At 67.1% G+C, this 14,231-nt stretch carries 7 protein-coding genes, 3 tRNA genes and 6 pseudogenes; 4 read left to right on the top strand and 12 right to left on the bottom strand.

Annotated features, from left to right (window positions below; genetic code table 11):
* Positions 1-16: 16 nt before the first annotated feature.
* The 5 genes and pseudogenes from uppS to rpsB form a co-directional block, all read right to left on the bottom strand.
* Positions 17-753, bottom strand: a pseudogene (gene uppS / locus ACHMXE_RS26065) (polyprenyl diphosphate synthase).
* 12 nt (positions 754-765) lie between these two features.
* Positions 766-1,324 (bottom strand): annotated as a pseudogene (frr, locus tag ACHMXE_RS26060) (ribosome recycling factor); the annotation flags it as partial.
* Between the two features lie 12 nt (positions 1,325-1,336).
* Entirely contained in the window at positions 1,337-2,059 is a 723-nt protein-coding gene (gene pyrH / locus ACHMXE_RS26055; protein WP_057591659.1) for a UMP kinase, read from the bottom strand.
* Positions 2,060-2,160: 101 nt separating this feature from the next.
* Positions 2,161-3,084 carry a translation elongation factor Ts gene (gene tsf / locus ACHMXE_RS26050; RefSeq protein WP_209541417.1) on the bottom strand — a complete coding sequence of 308 codons (924 nt, stop codon included), beginning with the start codon at positions 3,082-3,084 and terminating at the stop codon, positions 2,161-2,163.
* Between the two features lie 79 nt (positions 3,085-3,163).
* Positions 3,164-3,918: pseudogene (rpsB, locus tag ACHMXE_RS26045) on the bottom strand (30S ribosomal protein S2).
* Between the two features lie 435 nt (positions 3,919-4,353).
* On the opposite strand from rpsB, the pseudogene ACHMXE_RS26040 reads away from it, so the two are divergent.
* Positions 4,354-5,617 (top strand): annotated as a pseudogene (locus tag ACHMXE_RS26040) (D-amino acid dehydrogenase).
* Between the two features lie 3 nt (positions 5,618-5,620).
* Here the strand turns inward: ACHMXE_RS26040 and ACHMXE_RS26035 are convergent.
* Complete coding sequence (locus tag ACHMXE_RS26035) at positions 5,621-5,920, bottom strand: hypothetical protein (RefSeq protein ID WP_395352220.1); 300 nt, start codon at positions 5,918-5,920, stop codon at positions 5,621-5,623.
* A gap of 165 nt (positions 5,921-6,085) precedes the next feature.
* Between ACHMXE_RS26035 and ACHMXE_RS26030 the strand changes: the two are divergent.
* Positions 6,086-7,553: pseudogene (locus tag ACHMXE_RS26030) on the top strand (NAD(P)H-hydrate dehydratase).
* 7 nt (positions 7,554-7,560) lie between these two features.
* Here ACHMXE_RS26030 and ACHMXE_RS26025 read toward each other — a convergent pair.
* Positions 7,561-8,322: an SDR family oxidoreductase gene (locus ACHMXE_RS26025; RefSeq protein ID WP_093342279.1), complete on the bottom strand. Its 762-nt coding sequence runs from the start codon at positions 8,320-8,322 to the stop codon at positions 7,561-7,563.
* A 65-nt stretch (positions 8,323-8,387) separates the two neighbouring features.
* Positions 8,388-10,652 carry a ribonuclease R gene (gene rnr / locus ACHMXE_RS26020; RefSeq protein ID WP_395352217.1) on the bottom strand — a complete coding sequence of 755 codons (2,265 nt, stop codon included), beginning with the start codon at positions 10,650-10,652 and terminating at the stop codon, positions 8,388-8,390.
* 81 nt (positions 10,653-10,733) lie between these two features.
* On the opposite strand from rnr, the gene ACHMXE_RS26015 reads away from it, so the two are divergent.
* Together ACHMXE_RS26015 and ACHMXE_RS26010 are read left to right on the top strand one after the other, a co-directional pair.
* Positions 10,734-10,818, top strand: a tRNA-Leu gene (locus ACHMXE_RS26015).
* Positions 10,819-11,035: 217 nt separating this feature from the next.
* Positions 11,036-11,120: transfer RNA gene (locus tag ACHMXE_RS26010), tRNA-Leu, on the top strand.
* 98 nt (positions 11,121-11,218) lie between these two features.
* Here ACHMXE_RS26010 and rimO read toward each other — a convergent pair.
* The 4 genes and pseudogenes from rimO to ACHMXE_RS25990 form a co-directional block, all read right to left on the bottom strand.
* Positions 11,219-12,626 (bottom strand): annotated as a pseudogene (gene rimO, locus ACHMXE_RS26005) (30S ribosomal protein S12 methylthiotransferase RimO).
* A gap of 39 nt (positions 12,627-12,665) precedes the next feature.
* Complete coding sequence (gene phaR / locus ACHMXE_RS26000; protein ID WP_057591651.1) at positions 12,666-13,226, bottom strand: polyhydroxyalkanoate synthesis repressor PhaR; 561 nt, start codon at positions 13,224-13,226, stop codon at positions 12,666-12,668.
* A gap of 81 nt (positions 13,227-13,307) precedes the next feature.
* Positions 13,308-13,676 (bottom strand): hypothetical protein, encoded by a 369-nt coding sequence (locus ACHMXE_RS25995; RefSeq protein ID WP_395352215.1) that lies wholly within the window; start codon positions 13,674-13,676, stop codon positions 13,308-13,310.
* Between the two features lie 425 nt (positions 13,677-14,101).
* A tRNA-Val gene (locus ACHMXE_RS25990) sits at positions 14,102-14,178 on the bottom strand.
* Positions 14,179-14,231 lie beyond the last annotated feature (53 nt).

The following is a 14,231-nucleotide window of genomic DNA, read 5'->3' as shown; positions in this document are numbered from 1 at the left end:
TCCGGGAAAGAGAGATTCAGGCCGTCTGGCGGGGTCTGGCGCTGGTCGAGACCTGCGCCGATGTCTTGCCGAAGCGGCGTTCGCGGTTCTGGAAGGCGGAAATGCCCTCGTCGAGCGCGGCCTCGTCGAACTCGGGCCAGAGCTTGTCGCTGAAGTACAGCTCGGCATAGGCGCTCTGCCAGAGCAGGAAGTTCGACAGTCGCTGCTCGCCGCCGGTGCGGATGAACAGGTCGGGATCGGGCACGTGGGCGAGCGCCATCGCGCGGTCGAGGTTGAGCTCGGTCAGCGGCTCGCCGCGCTCGGCCAGCTTGGCGGCGGCCTGGGCGATGTCCCAGCGGCCACCGTAGTTGAAGCACACGTTGAGCACCAGGCGATCGTTCATCGCGGTGGCGTTCTCGGCGTCGATCAGGCCCTTCACCATCTTCGGCGACAGGCCGCCGCGCTCGCCGACGAAGCGCAGCTGCACGCCGTCGCGGCCGAGCTTGGGCACCTCGCGCGCCAGCGCGCCGACCATCAGGTCCATGAGGCCCGAGACCTCCTCGGGCGGGCGGTTCCAGTTCTCCGAGGAGAAGGCGAACACGGTCAGCACCCGCACGCCGCGGTCGACGCAGGCCTTGACGCAGCGCCGCAGCGACTCCACGCCCTGCTTGTGCCCTGCCACGCGGGCAGGAAGCGCCGCGTGGCCCAGCGGCCATTGCCATCCATGACGATGGCGATGTGGTGCGGAATGGTCTGCGGCGTGGAGGCGGCCATGGGCAGCCTCGAAACGGCCATGATCTCCGCTTCCTTGGCCGCGATCAGGCGATCGATCTCCGCGATGTGGCGGTCGGTCACCTTCTGGATCTCGGCTTCGGCGCGCTTCTGGTCGTCTTCCGAAGCCAGCTTGTCCTTGACCAGCTTCTTGACCGATTCGTTGGCGTCGCGGCGCAGGTTGCGCGTCGCGACCTTGGCGCTCTCGCCTTCGTTGCGCACCAGCTTGGTCATTTCGCGGCGGCGCTCTTCGCTCATGGCGGGCAGCGGCACGCGGATCAGCTCGCCCATCGAGGCAGGGTTGAGACCCAGGTCGCTTTCGCGGATGGCTTTCTCGATCTTGGCGCCCATGCCCTTTTCCCAGGGCTGCACGCTCAGCGTGCGCGAGTCGAGCACCGACACGTTGGCCACCTGGCTCAGCGGCACCTGCGAGCCGTAGTACTCGACATGGATCGAGTCGAGCAGCGCGGCGTTGGCACGGCCGGTGCGGGATCTTGGTGAGGTTGTTCTGGAAGGCAGCGATCGACTGGTTCATCTTCGCGTCGGTCGTGCTGCGAATATCGGCAATGGTCATTCTCAAATACTCCTAGGCATGCACCAGCGTGCCCTCGTCCTCGCCCATGACGACGCGCTTGAGCGCGCCGTTCTTGAAGATCGAGAACACCTTGATCGGCAGCTTCTGGTCGCGGCACAGCGCGAAGGCTGCCGCGTCCATGATGCCGAGATTCTGCGCGATGGCCTGATCGAAGGTCAGGCTGGCGTAGCGCGTCGCGTCGGGATGGGTCTTCGGGTCGGCGCTGTAGACGCCGTCGACCTTGGTCGCCTTGAGCACCAGCTCGGCGCCGATCTCGGCGCCGCGCAGCGCGGCGGCGGTGTCGGTGGTGAAGAAGGGGTTGCCGGTGCCCGCGGCGAACACCACGACCTTGCCCTCCTCGAGGTACTGCAGCGCCTTGGGCCGCACGTAGGGCTCGACCACCTGCTCGATGGCGATGGCGGACATCACGCGCGCCACCAGCCCCTGCTTGTTCATGGCATCGGCCAGCGCCAGCGAGTTCATCACCGTGGCCAGCATGCCCATGTAGTCGGCCGTGGCGCGGTCCATGCCGACCGAACCGCCCGCGACGCCGCGGAAGATGTTGCCGCCACCGATCACGACCGCCACCTCGACGCCCATGTTCACGACCTCGGCCACTTCCGCGACCATGCGGACGATGGTGGCGCGGTTGATGCCGAAGGCGTCGTCGCCCATCAGTGCCTCTCCCGACAGCTTCAACAAGATTCGCTTGTGGGCTGGGCGGGGATCAGACATGGGCAATTTCCTTTAAGAGTGAGCGGGGGCGAGTGTAGAGCTTGGCGGTGAAAAGGCGACAGCATGCACCGGCACGCTGTCGCCTTCTGGCGGGGACGGTCTCAGGCAGCGGCCTTGGCGGCTGCGACCTGGGCCGCGACTTCGGCGGCGAAGTCGTCGACCTTCTTCTCGATGCCTTCGCCGACCACGTACAGGGTGAAGCCCTTGACGGTGGTGTTGACGGACTTGAGCATCTGTTCGACGGTCTGCTTGTCGTTCTTCACGAACGGCTGGTTGTGCAGCGAGACTTCCTTGAGGAACTTCTGCACGCCGCCCTCGATGCGCTTGGCGACGATGTCGGCGGGTTGCGGCTTCTTGCCTTCGGCTTCGGCGGTCTTGCGGTCTTCTTCCGCCTTGCCCGCGGCCACGGCGCGTTCCTTCTCGATCAGTTCGGCCGGCACATCCGACGCGGCAACCGACACCGGCTTCATGGCGGCGATGTGCATCGCGACGTCCTTGGCGGCGGCATCGTCACCTTCGAACTCGACCACCACGCCGATGCGCGTGCCGTGCAGGTACGAAGCCAGCTTGCCGTTGCCGGCGAAGCGCTTGAAGCGGCGGAAGCTCATGTTCTCGCCGATCTTGCCGACCAGGCCCTTGCGCACGTCCTCGAGCGTGGGGCCGAAGCCGTCCTGCTCGTAGGCCAGCGCACCCAGCGCGGCGATGTCGGCCGGGTTGTTCTGCGCGACCAGCTTGGCGGCGGCATTGGCCAGGGCCAGGAAGCTGTCGTTCTTGGTGACGAAGTCGGTTTCGCAGTTGATCTCGATCATCGCGCCGGCGGCGTCGTCGACATAGGCAGCCACCACGCCTTCGGCGGTGATGCGGCTCGATGCCTTGCCAGCCTTGTTGCCGAGCTTGATGCGCAGCAGCTCTTCGGCCTTTTCCATGTTGCCGTCGGCCTCGGTCAGAGCCTTCTTGCACTCCATCATCGGCGCGTCGGTCTTGGCGCGCAGTTCGCCGACCATGCTTGCGGTGATTGCAACCATTGTTTCTCTCCGTATTCAGAAAATCAGATTAAAAAAAAGGGGCAACGAAGCCCCTTCTTCAGGCGCGGGGACGCGCAGCTCAGGCCGAAGCGCTTTCTTCGACTTCGACGAATTCGTCGCTACCTTCGGCGATGGCCTTGACCACGTCGCTGGTCGCGCTGTTGCGGCCTTCGATGATCGCGTCGGCGATGCCGCGGGCGTACAGCGTGACAGCCTTCGACCAGTCGTCGTTGCCGGGGATCACGTAGTCGATGCCTTCGGGCGAGTGGTTGGAGTCCACCACGCCGATCAGCGGAATGCCGAGCTTCTTGGCTTCGGCCACGGCGATCTTGTGGAAGCCCACGTCGATCACGAAGATGGCGTCGGGCAGCGCGGTCATGTCCTGGATGCCGCCGATGTCCTTCTCGAGCTTCTCGATTTCACGGGTGAAGGTGAGCTGCTCTTTCTTGCTCAGGCTGTCGAGGCCGGCTTCCTGCTGGGCCTTCATGTCCTTCAGACGCTTGATCGAGGTCTTGACGGTCTTGAAGTTGGTCAGCATGCCGCCGAGCCAGCGGGTGTCGACGAAGGGCACGCCGGCGCGGCGAGCTTCGGTGGCGGAACGATTTCGCGCGCCTGGCGCTTCGTGCCGACCATCAGGATCGTGCCGCGGTTGGCCGTCAGCTGCTTGGCGTACTTGGCCGCATCCTGGAACATCGGAAGCGACTTTTCCAGGTTGATGATGTGGATCTTGTTGCGATGACCGAAGATGAACGGGGCCATCTTGGGGTTCCAGAAGCGGGTTTGGTGACCGAAATGGACACCGGCTTCCAGCATTTCGCGCATGGTGACGGACATTGAAGTTACTCCGAAGGTTGGGTCTAAAATCCAGCCCGTTTTTGCACTCCGCTGGACACTGCATGCCGGCCTGGCCGGCCACGCTGCATCAGCGAAGTCGCAACACCTTGATTGGGCTGGTTTGCGAATGTGTTTCTTCTGCGTGGCACTCTCCCCTTGACAGGCAAAGTACCGCGTGAGCGAAACCCAAAGAGTATAGCACGCGCCTCAGACACCTCTGCCCTGCACGCCTTGCCAGTCCCCGACGCCCCACCTCCCGCCCCGCCGCCGAACGCCGTTCGGCGGATGCACGCGCCTGAAGCCCCGTCCAGCGCCGGGAGAACGCCCCGGGCGTCCATGCTCTGGCATGCTGCGCTGCGCGACGAGGCCGCGTGGCTGCTGCAAAAACAATAGCTAGGCACCCTCGTCAGATGGGCGTCAGCACTCTTTCTTATCCTGAATCTCAATGAAATCGCGATCGTGGGCGCCGGCATCATCGGTGTCACCACCGCCTGGGAGCTGGCGTCCGACGGCCATGAAGTGGCCGTTTTCGAGCGCCGGGCGCTGCCGCCGAGGAGGCCAGCTTCGCCAATGCCGGCGTGGTCGCGCCCGGCTACGTTACGCCCTGGGCGGCGCCCGGCATGCGCCTCAAGGTGTTGCGCTCGCTGCTGTCGTCGCACGGCGCCATCAAGCTGCGCTGGCCGCTGACCTCGCGCGACCTGGGCTGGATGTCGCGCTGGCAGAAGGCCTGCAAGCTCGAGACCTACCTCGCGAACCGCGCGCGCATGCAGCGCCTGGCCTTCTACAGCCGCACCCGCGGCTGCACGAAGTGAGCGAGGCCCGCGAGCTCAGCTATGAACGCAGCGACGGCTACCTGGTGCTGCTGCGCTCCAAGCGCGAGCGCAAACTGGTCCAGGCCGGGCTCGAAGTGCTGCGCGGCGCGGGCAGCGTGTTCCGCGAAGTCGACGCCGACGAGGCCCGGCTGATCGAGCCGGCCCTCAATCCCGACACGCCGCTGGCCGGCGCGATCCACCTGCCCGAGGACGAGGTCGCGAACTGCCGCCAGTTCGCGCTGCTGCTCAAGTGGGAGGCCGAGGCGCTCGGCGCGCAGTTCCATTTCAACTGCGACATCGCGCCGCTGAGCCGCGCCGCGCCCACCTCGGTGTCGCTGGCCAGCGGCTCCGATGCGCTGCGCTTCGATGCGGTGGTGGTCTGCGCCGGACTCGGCTCGGCCTCGCTGCTGCGCCCGCTCGGCCTGCGGATCCCGATGGCGCCGGTCTACGGGCATTCGGTGAGCGCGCCGGTGCGCGAGCCGCTCAATGCACCGCGCAGCGCGATCATGGACGAGCGCTACAAGGTCGCGATCTCGCGCCTCGGCCAGCGCGTGCGGGTGGCCGGCAGCGCCGAGATCGGCGGCTCGGCCGACACCTTGAGCCAGCCCGCGATCCTCACGCTTTACAAGGTGCTGCAGGACTGGTTTCCGGGCGCGGCCACCCTGCAGTCGGGCGTCCAACAGTGGAAAGGCGCAAGGCCGATGCTGCCCGACGGGCCGCCGGTGCTCGGCGCGAGCGGCATCCCGGGCGTGTGGCTCAACCTGGGCCACGGTTCCAGCGGCTGGGCACTGTCGTGCGGCAGCGCGCGCGTGGTGGCCGACCTGATCGCCGGGCAGGACCCGGGCGTGGACCTCGAAGGCCTGGGCGTCGAGCGGCTCGGAAGCTGAGGCTCAGGCCTCGTCCTTCGGACCCCACTGGCGCGGATGGGCGGCCGGTTTCTCCACCGGCAAGGGCGGCGGCTCCGGCGGCCGCAGGCGCCGGGCCAGCCCGGACAGCAACGCGGGCGCGACCAGCACGCACACCGCCAGACACAGCAGATCGGCGGCCATCAGCAGCCAGCGCCACGCGCCCGGCGAGCCGTCGACCAGGGGATCGAGCCAGCGGATCAGCCCGAAGCCCCACCCCACGCTCGCGGCCCAGGCCAGGTCGCGCAGCGACACCCAGCGCAACGATTCGGCCAGCAGGAACACGGCCCCAGACGAGGGCCAGCCACCCCAGCGCCCAGGACAGGCCCTCGTCCAGCACCATGCCGGTGAAGACGAAGGCCGCGAACCACGCGAACAGCAGCGCGATCAGCCAGCCGAGGATCCCGAGGCGTTTCATCGCGCGATCATAGGCAGGGGCAGAATCCACCGATGCACCGCATCACCTCCGCCACCGCAGCCGACCTGTTCGACCTCGCCGCCACGCGCCGCATCGAGCAGGCCGCCGCGGCCGCCCTGCCCGCCCACGCGCTGATGCGGCGCGCCGGGCTGGCGGTGGCACGGCTCGCGATGGCGATCGCGCCGCATGCGCGCACGGTCTGGGTGGCCTGCGGGCCGGGCAACAACGGCGGCGACGGTTTCGAGGCGGCCGCACAACTGAGGCAGCGCGGGTTCGAGACCATCGTCAGCTTCGCGGGTGACGAGGCCCGCCTGCCCGCCGATGCGAAGGCCTCGCTGCAGCGAGCTCGCGACGCGGGCGTGGCCTTCGCTTCGGAGCCGCCCGCGCGCTACGAACTCGCGATCGATGCCTTGCTCGGCATCGGCGCCGGCCGGCCGCCGCAAGGTGCAATGGCCGAGTGGCTGCGCCGCATGCATGGCGAGACGCATCCCGTGCTCGCGGTGGATGTGCCATCGGGGCTGAATGCGGACACCGGAACACACCCGATTGGCGAGCTGATCGGGCAGAGCGCGGCATCGCGGCGCATCTGCCTGAGCCTGCTGACACTGAAGCCCGGTCTCTTCACGGCCCAGGGCCGCGATGCGGCCGACGAGACCTGGTTCGACGACCTCGGTTGCGGCACGGCGAACGAAGCACCGGTGGCGCGCCTGCCGGGCGCCCCGCCTTTGGCCCCGCGCGCCCACGCCTCCCACAAGGGCAGCTATGGCGACGTGGCCGTGATCGGCGGCGCATCGGGCATGGCCGGCGCGGCGCTGCTGGCGGGCTCCGCCGCGCTGCACGCGGGCGCGGGCCGCAGCTTCGTCGGGCTGCTCGATCCCGGCGCGGCGCCGGTCGATCTCGCGCAGCCCCGAACTGATGCTGCGCGACGCGCGTTCGCTCGATCTCTCGGCGATGGCCGTGGTCTGCGGCTGCGGTGGCGGCACCGCGGTGCGCGAGCTGCTGCCGCGCGTGTTGTCGACCGCCCGCGCGCTGGTGCTCGATGCCGATGCGCTCAACGCGATCGCGAGCGACGACGGTCTGCAGACCCAGTTGAAGGCGCGCACGCAACGCGGTCGCCCCACGGTGCTGACGCCGCATCCGCTCGAGGCGGCGCGCCTGCTCGGCGGCACGGCCGGCGAGGTGCAGGCCGATCGCCTGGCGGCCGCGCGCCGGCTGGCGGCGCAGACGGGCGCCGTCGTGGTGCTCAAGGGGTCGGGAACGATCGTCGCCGACGATGGGGGCGCGGTGCCCGTCCTCAATCCGACCGGCAACGCCCGCCTCGCGAGCGCCGGCACCGGCGACGTGCTGGCCGGCATGGTCGGCGCGGGCCTGGCGGCGGGCCATGAAGCATTCGAAGCGGCCTGGCACGCAGCCTGGCACCACGGCGACCTGGCCGACCGCTGGCCGGCCGACGCGCCGCCGCTGACGGCCGGCGCGCTCGCGCGCCAGTCGCCGCGCTGACAGGCTTCTAGCCGCGGCCGACGAAGGGCATCTTCGTCGCCATCACCGTGTGGAACAGCACGTTGGCCTCGAGCGGCAGGTTCGCCATGTAGAGCACCGACTGGCCGACGATCTTCACGTCGATCAGCGGCTCCACCGCGAGCTCGCCATTGGCCTGCGGCACGCCCTTGGCCATGCGCGCGGCCAGCTCCGTCATCGCGTTGCCGACGTCGATCTGGCCCACCGCGATGTCGTGCTTGCGCCCGTCGAGCGACGCGGTCTTCGTCAGGCCCTCGACCGCATGCTTGGTTGCCGTGTAGGCGGCCGAGTTCGGCCGCGGCGCGGTGGCCGAGATCGAGCCGTTGTTGATGATGCGGCCGCCCTTCGGCGTCTGCGCCTTCATCGTGCGGAAGGCCTGCTGGATGCAGAAGAACATCCCGTTGAGGTTGATGTCGACCACGCCGCGCCATTGCTCGGGCGTCCAGTCCTCGAAGGAACCGGGCGGGTTGCCGACACCCGCGTTGTTGAACAGCAGATCGACGCGACCGAAGCGCTCGACGGTGGCGCCGAACAGCGCCTGCACCGACTCGGCACTGGCCACGTCGGTGGGCACCGCGAAGGCGCGCGCACCCGCGCCCGATTCCTCGGCCACCTGCTCGAGCGGCTCGAGGCGGCGGCCCGCCAGGGCCACGCTCCAGCCGTCGCCCAAAAGGGCCAGCGCCGCGGCGCGGCCGATGCCGGTGCCGGCGCCCGTGACGATCGCGATGCCCTTGTTCTTCTCTGTACTCATGCCCGTTGTCTCCTTCTCGGCGTGTTCATGGATTCGAATGGAATGGATGTGGATGAAGGAGGCATTCAGCCGCGGCGCGTCTTGCGCCCCTTCATCTTGTTGGCGGCCTTCTTGACCGCCGACTTGAAGGCCTGCATCGCGGACTGCGGGCCGCCCGCGGCCGGCTCCCGTCCGGCGCGGGCGCCGCCGCTCGGCGCCTCGGCCTTCTGGCGCGCACCGCGCTTGGCCGAGGCCTTGACCGGCACGCCGCCGGCCGCGGCACCCTTGTCCTTCATGGCACGCGCGGTGAGCTCCTCGCCGTCGCGCACCAGGCGGAAGTCGATCTTGCGGCCGTCGAGGTCGACGCGGCTGACCTGCACCCGCACCCGCGTGCCGATGGCATAGCGGATGCCGGTGCGCTCGCCGCGCAGCTCCTGGCGCATCTCGTCGAACTTGAAGTACTCGCCGCCGAGCTCGGTGATGTGCACCAGGCCCTCGACGTACATCGCATCGAGCGTGACGAAGATGCCGAAGGTGGTGGCCGCGGTGACCACGCCGCCGTACTCCTCGCCGAGGTGCTCGCGCATGTACTTGCACTTGAGCCAGGCCTCGACGTCGCGGCTGGCCTCGTCGGCACGGCGCTCGTTGGCGCTGCAATGCAGCCCGGCGGCCTCCCAGGCCTGCACTTCCTTGGTCGGCGCAACCGTCGCCTTCTGCGGCTTGGTGGTCGGCGCCTTCACGCGCGAGGCCAGCCGCTTGGCGAGCTTGGCATGCGCCTCGCCCGGCGTCGGCAGCATCGGCAACTGGTAGCGCGTCTTGCCGAGGATGGCCTTGATCACGCGGTGCACCAGCAGGTCGGGATAGCGCCGGATCGGGCTCGTGAAGTGCGTGTAGGCCTCGTAGGCCAGGCCGAAGTGGCCGCTGTTGATCGGCGTGTAGATCGCCTGCTGCATCGAGCGCAGCAGCATGGTGTGGATCTGCTGCGCGTCGGGGCGCTCCTTGGTCGCCTCGGCGATGGCCTGGAACTCGCCGGGCGCCGGGTCGTCGGTGATGCTCAGGCCCACGCCCATCGCCTTCAGGTAGCCGCGCAGGATCTCCTTCTTCTCGGGCGTCGGGCCCTCGTGCACGCGGTACAGGCCCGGGTGCTTGCCCTCGGCGATGAAGTCGGCGCTGCAGACGTTGGCCGCGAGCATCGCTTCCTCGATCAGGCGGTGCGCCTCGTTGCGGGTGCGCGGCACGATCTTTTCGATGCGGCCGGCGTCGTCGCAGATGATCTGCGTCTCGGTGGTCTCGAAGTCGACCGCGCCGCGTTTGCCGCGCTGCTTGAGCAGGGCCTTGTAGACGTCGGCGAGGTTCAGCAGGTCCTTGACGCGCTCCTTGCGCTTGGCCGCCTCGGGGCCGCGCGTGTTGCCGAGGATGGCAGCCACCTCGGTGTATGTGAAGCGCGCGTGGCTGAACATCACGGCCGGATAGAACTGGTAGGCGTAGATTTCGCCATCGGCCGCGACCAGCATGTCGCAGACCATGCACAGGCGCTCGACCTCGGGGTTCAGCGAGCACAGGCCGTTCGAGAGCTTCTCGGGCAGCATCGGAATCACGCGGCGCGGGAAGTACACGCTGGTGGCGCGGTCGTAGGCATCGATGTCGATCGCCGAGCCGGTGCCCACGTAGGCGCTGACGTCCGCAATCGCAACCAGGAGGCGCCAGCCCTTGCCGCGGCCGACCTTCGCGGGCTCGCAGTACACGGCGTCGTCGAAGTCGCGCGCGTCTTCGCCGTCGATCGTGACCAGCGGCACGTCGGTGAGGTCGACGCGGCCCTTCTTGTCGGCCGGGCGCACCTTCTCGGGCAGCGCCTTGGCCTCGGCCAGGCACGCTTCGGAGAACTCGTGCGGCACGCCGTACTTGCGCACCGCGATCTCGATCTCCATGCCGGGGTCATCGATCTCGCCGAGCACTTCCTTCACCCGGCCCACGGGCTGGCCGAAGAGCGCGGGCGGCTCGGTGAGCTGCACAACGACCACCTGCCCGACCTTGGCGGGACCGGTCGCACCCTTGGGAATCAGCACGTCCTGGCCGTAGCGCTTGTCCTCCGGTGCCACGAGCCAGATACCGCCCTCGTGCAGCAGGCGGCCGATGATCGGCTGCTCGGGGCGCTCGATGATCTCGACCACGCGCCCCTCGGGACGACCGCGGCGGTCGAGCCGCACCACGCGCGCCTTGACCCGGTCCTTGTGCAGGACCGCGCGCATCTCGTTGGGGGGCAGATAGATGTCGGCTTCGCCGTCGTCGCGTTGCACGAAGCCATGTCCGTCGCGATGGCCCTGAACAGAGCCTTCGAATTCATCCAGCAAGCCGCTGGAAGTGACATTATTTTTGATATGATCTCCTTCTTTCCTGAAATTCAAAGCGTACCTGCTTCGGCAAGTATGCGGGCCCAGATGGCGGAATTGGTAGACGCACTAGTTTCAGGTACTAGCGAGTAACATCGTGGAGGTTCGAGTCCTCTTCTGGGCACCAAGTTTAAATAGACTCTCACCAAGTCTTTCGATTCAAGCCACCGGCCTCCGGTGGCTTTTTCTTGCCCGCTCCGATCATGGTCGTCATCGACGTCGGCGCGCGCGCGGTCAGTCCGCGCATCGGTGCCTGTGTCGTGAACGCATCATCGTGCGCACAAAATTGCGAGCCCGCGAGAAAATCGTTTTTGATTTGATATACTCGTAGGCTTTCCTGAAAAGCCCAGATGGCGGAATTGGTAGACGCACTAGTTTCAGGTACTAGCGAGTAACATCGTGGAGGTTCGAGTCCTCTTCTGGGCACCAGATCCAAGAGCACCTTCAAAAGGTTCTTGAGATTCTTCGAATGAAGCCACCGTTTCACGGTGGCTTTTTTCTTGTCCGTTCGAATCATCAAGCGGTCGTCAGATCGGCAGCGCGATCAGGTCGTGCCCCTCGGCGCCCACGATGCGCGCGCGCGTGAACTCCCCCACCTTGAGCGTCTTGCTGATCTTCTCGGGCGGCAGCAGCCGGCACGGTGCCATCGATCTCTGGCGCGTCGGCGTAAGTGCGTCCCACGCCGCCCTTGCGGCCCATCGCCGGCGCGGAGTCGACCAGCACCTGCATCGTGGCGCCCACACGCTCCTGCAGCTTGGCGATCGACACCGCCTCGGCCACCTCCATGAAGCGCGCGCGACGTGCTTCGCGCTCGGCCTCGGGCAGCATGCCGGGAATGTCGTTGGCGGTGGCGCCCTCGACCGGGCTGTAGGCAAAGCAGCCCGCGCGATCGATCCGCGCTTCGCGGATGAAGTCGAGCAGGTGCTCGAATTCCGCTTCCGTCTCGCCCGGAAAACCGGCGATGAAGGTGCTGCGGATCACGAGCTCCGGGCACACCTCGCGCCAGCGCGCGATGCGCTCGAGGTTCTTCTCGCCGCTCGCGGGGCGCTTCATGCGGCGCAGCACGTCGGGATGGCTGTGCTGCAGCGGCACGTCGAGGTATGGCAGCACCTTGCCGCTGGCCATCAGCGGAATGACCTCGTCCACGCTCGGATAGGGATAGACGTAGTGCAGCCGCACCCAGGCGCCATAGGGCTCGGCGATCTCGCCGAGCGTGCGCACCAGCTCGAGCATGCGGGTCTTGACCGGCTTGCCGTCCCAGAACCCGGTGCGGTACTTGACGTCCACGCCATAGGCCGAGGTGTCCTGGCTGATCACCAGCAGCTCCTTGACGCCGCCCTCGAACAGCGCCTTCGCCTCGCTCAGCACGTCGCCCACGGGCCGCGACACGAGATCGCCGCGCATCGAGGGAATGATGCAGAAAGTGCAGCGGTGGTTGCAGCCCTCGCTGATCTTCAGGTAGGCATAGTGGCGCGGCGTGAGCTTGAGGCCCGCCACGCCGAAGCTGTTGGGCACGAGGTCGACGAAGGGATCGTGCGGCTTCGGCAGATTGGCGTGCACCGCATCCATCACCTCCTGCGTGGCATGCGGACCGGTGACGGCCAGCACGCTGGGGTGCATCTGCTTGACCAGGTTGCCGCCCTGGTCGCCAGTCTTGGCACCCAGGCAGCCGGTGACGATCACCCGGCCGTTCTCGGCCAGCGCCTCGCCGATGGTGTCCAGGCTTTCCCGGACGGCATCGTCGATGAAGCCGCAGGTGTTGACGATCACCAGGTCGGCGCCCTCGAAGGACTTGGCGGTCTGGTAGCCCTCGGCGCTCAGCTGCGTGAGGATCAATTCGGAATCGGTAAGGGCTTTGGGACAGCCCAGGCTCACGAAACCGACCTTGGGGGCGGCCGTCGTGGCTGTTCTTTCGTGGGAGGCAACTTCGCTCATAGCCTCCTATTGTCCCAGCTATCTGGGACGACAGGTATTTCAGGGACGCTTGATGCCAAAGGCGCCCAATACCTGCTCGGTGCTTTTCTGCATCTGCTCCTGCATCTGCAGGAACACGTTCTTCGATTGCTCCACGTAGTTGCCCATCAGGCCCTGCAGCATCGGCGACTGCATGCTCATGAAGCGCGACCACATCTCGGGCGTCAGGCCCTCGGCTTTTTCGGCGAGCTGCGCCTGCACCTCGGTCATCGCCTGGATGTTCTTCTCGAGGTAGGGCGCCATGTAGCTCTGCATGGCCTGGCCGTAGAAACGGATGATGTTGGCCAGCACCTGCTCGGTGAACATCGGCGCACCGCCCGCCTCTTCTTCGAGAATGATCTGCAGCAGGATGCTGCGCGTGAGGTCGTCGCCAGTCTTGGCATCGCGCACCACGAACTGGGCGCGCTCGATCACCAGTTGCTTGACCTCGGTCAGCGTGATGTAGGTGGACGTCTCGGTGTCGTAGAGCCTTCGGTTCGGGTACTTCTTGATCACACGCTGTACCGGCTTGACCCCGGACTTCTTGCTCTGCACTGCGGACTCCTTCACATGGACGCCCATGTCATCGGATGATTCTAGGGAGCGGTTTTGCTGCATCGCGACAAGGTTTACCCTGACCGCGCGCGACCGGCGGCCGCGCCTTCACTCCGCGGCGGTGGCGTATTCGGCGCCGCAAGCCGCGCAGACGGCCGATTCGGGCCGCTCCGCGCTCTCCTCGCGGAAACGCAACGGGCTCTTGTGCCCGTAGACCACCCAGCAACGCGGGCAATGCTCGTGGCCGACCGTCGGCAGATAGGCGCGGGCGCGCTGCTCGGCGCGCTCCTGCGTGACCGGCATGCCCTGCCGCGCCGCGCGCTCGACCTCGCGCGCGGCCATGGTGTCGAGGCGGCCGCCCGCGCGGTCGTTGATGCCGTAGACGGCGCGCGCGAACTCGATCGGCGCCTGCTTCATCAGCGCGGCCAAACGCGCCTGCGCGCGCTCGCGATCCACCACGATCGATCGCGCGCTCATCGGATGATCCCCGAGGGGAAATGAAAAGAAAAAAGGCTCTGCACGGCAGCCAAGTTAGCACAAGAAAATGGCCCGGTGGTTGCCCGTGGCGGACATCCGAATGGGCGATTGCCACGATGGGAACCCAGCCGAAGGTCTGGTCCTCCAGTGCGGCGAATGGCCGATCCAGAAAATGGCGCCCGGTCGGATCCAGGCAGCTCTGCGAAAAAGATTCTACCCACGGGTAGGATCCGCTTTCGCCCCGTCAGCCACAGCCCGCCTCGAGCGCCCCAACCCCGATCCTCGAAGGACGCATCGACGTCACGTCAGATCACGGATGGGATGAGAGACAGGAGATGAAGCTTCGGGCTCCACTGCAAGGGGGAGAGTAATCTCCCCGAAATCTCCCGTTGGGCCTGAAGACTGGTCTTCTTCAGAGGGAGATTTGGTAGGCGCGATTGGACTCGAACCAACGACCCCCACCATGTCAAGGTGGTGCTCTAACCAGCTGAGCTACGCGCCTGCGATTGTTTCGAGAAGCTGAAAGTATAGCAGGAGAAATGGCGGTTTCCGGAC

The organism is Variovorax sp. UC122_21, assembly GCF_044056785.1.
GTDB lineage: Bacteria > Pseudomonadota > Gammaproteobacteria > Burkholderiales > Burkholderiaceae_C > Variovorax.
This window is presented reverse-complemented; position numbering and strand designations above follow the sequence as displayed.

Coding starts and splice junctions, on each gene's coding strand:
- phaR (WP_057591651.1), bottom strand. CDS start 13,226: ATGGGCGTCCATGTGAAGGAGTCCGCAGTGCAGAGCAAGAAGTCCGGG.
- ACHMXE_RS25995 (WP_395352215.1), bottom strand. CDS start 13,676: ATGAGCGCGCGATCGATCGTGGTGGATCGCGAGCGCGCGCAGGCGCGT.
- pyrH (WP_057591659.1), bottom strand. CDS start 2,059: ATGTCTGATCCCCGCCCAGCCCACAAGCGAATCTTGTTGAAGCTGTCG.
- ACHMXE_RS26025 (WP_093342279.1), bottom strand. CDS start 8,322: ATGAGTACAGAGAAGAACAAGGGCATCGCGATCGTCACGGGCGCCGGC.
- tsf (WP_209541417.1), bottom strand. CDS start 3,084: ATGGTTGCAATCACCGCAAGCATGGTCGGCGAACTGCGCGCCAAGACC.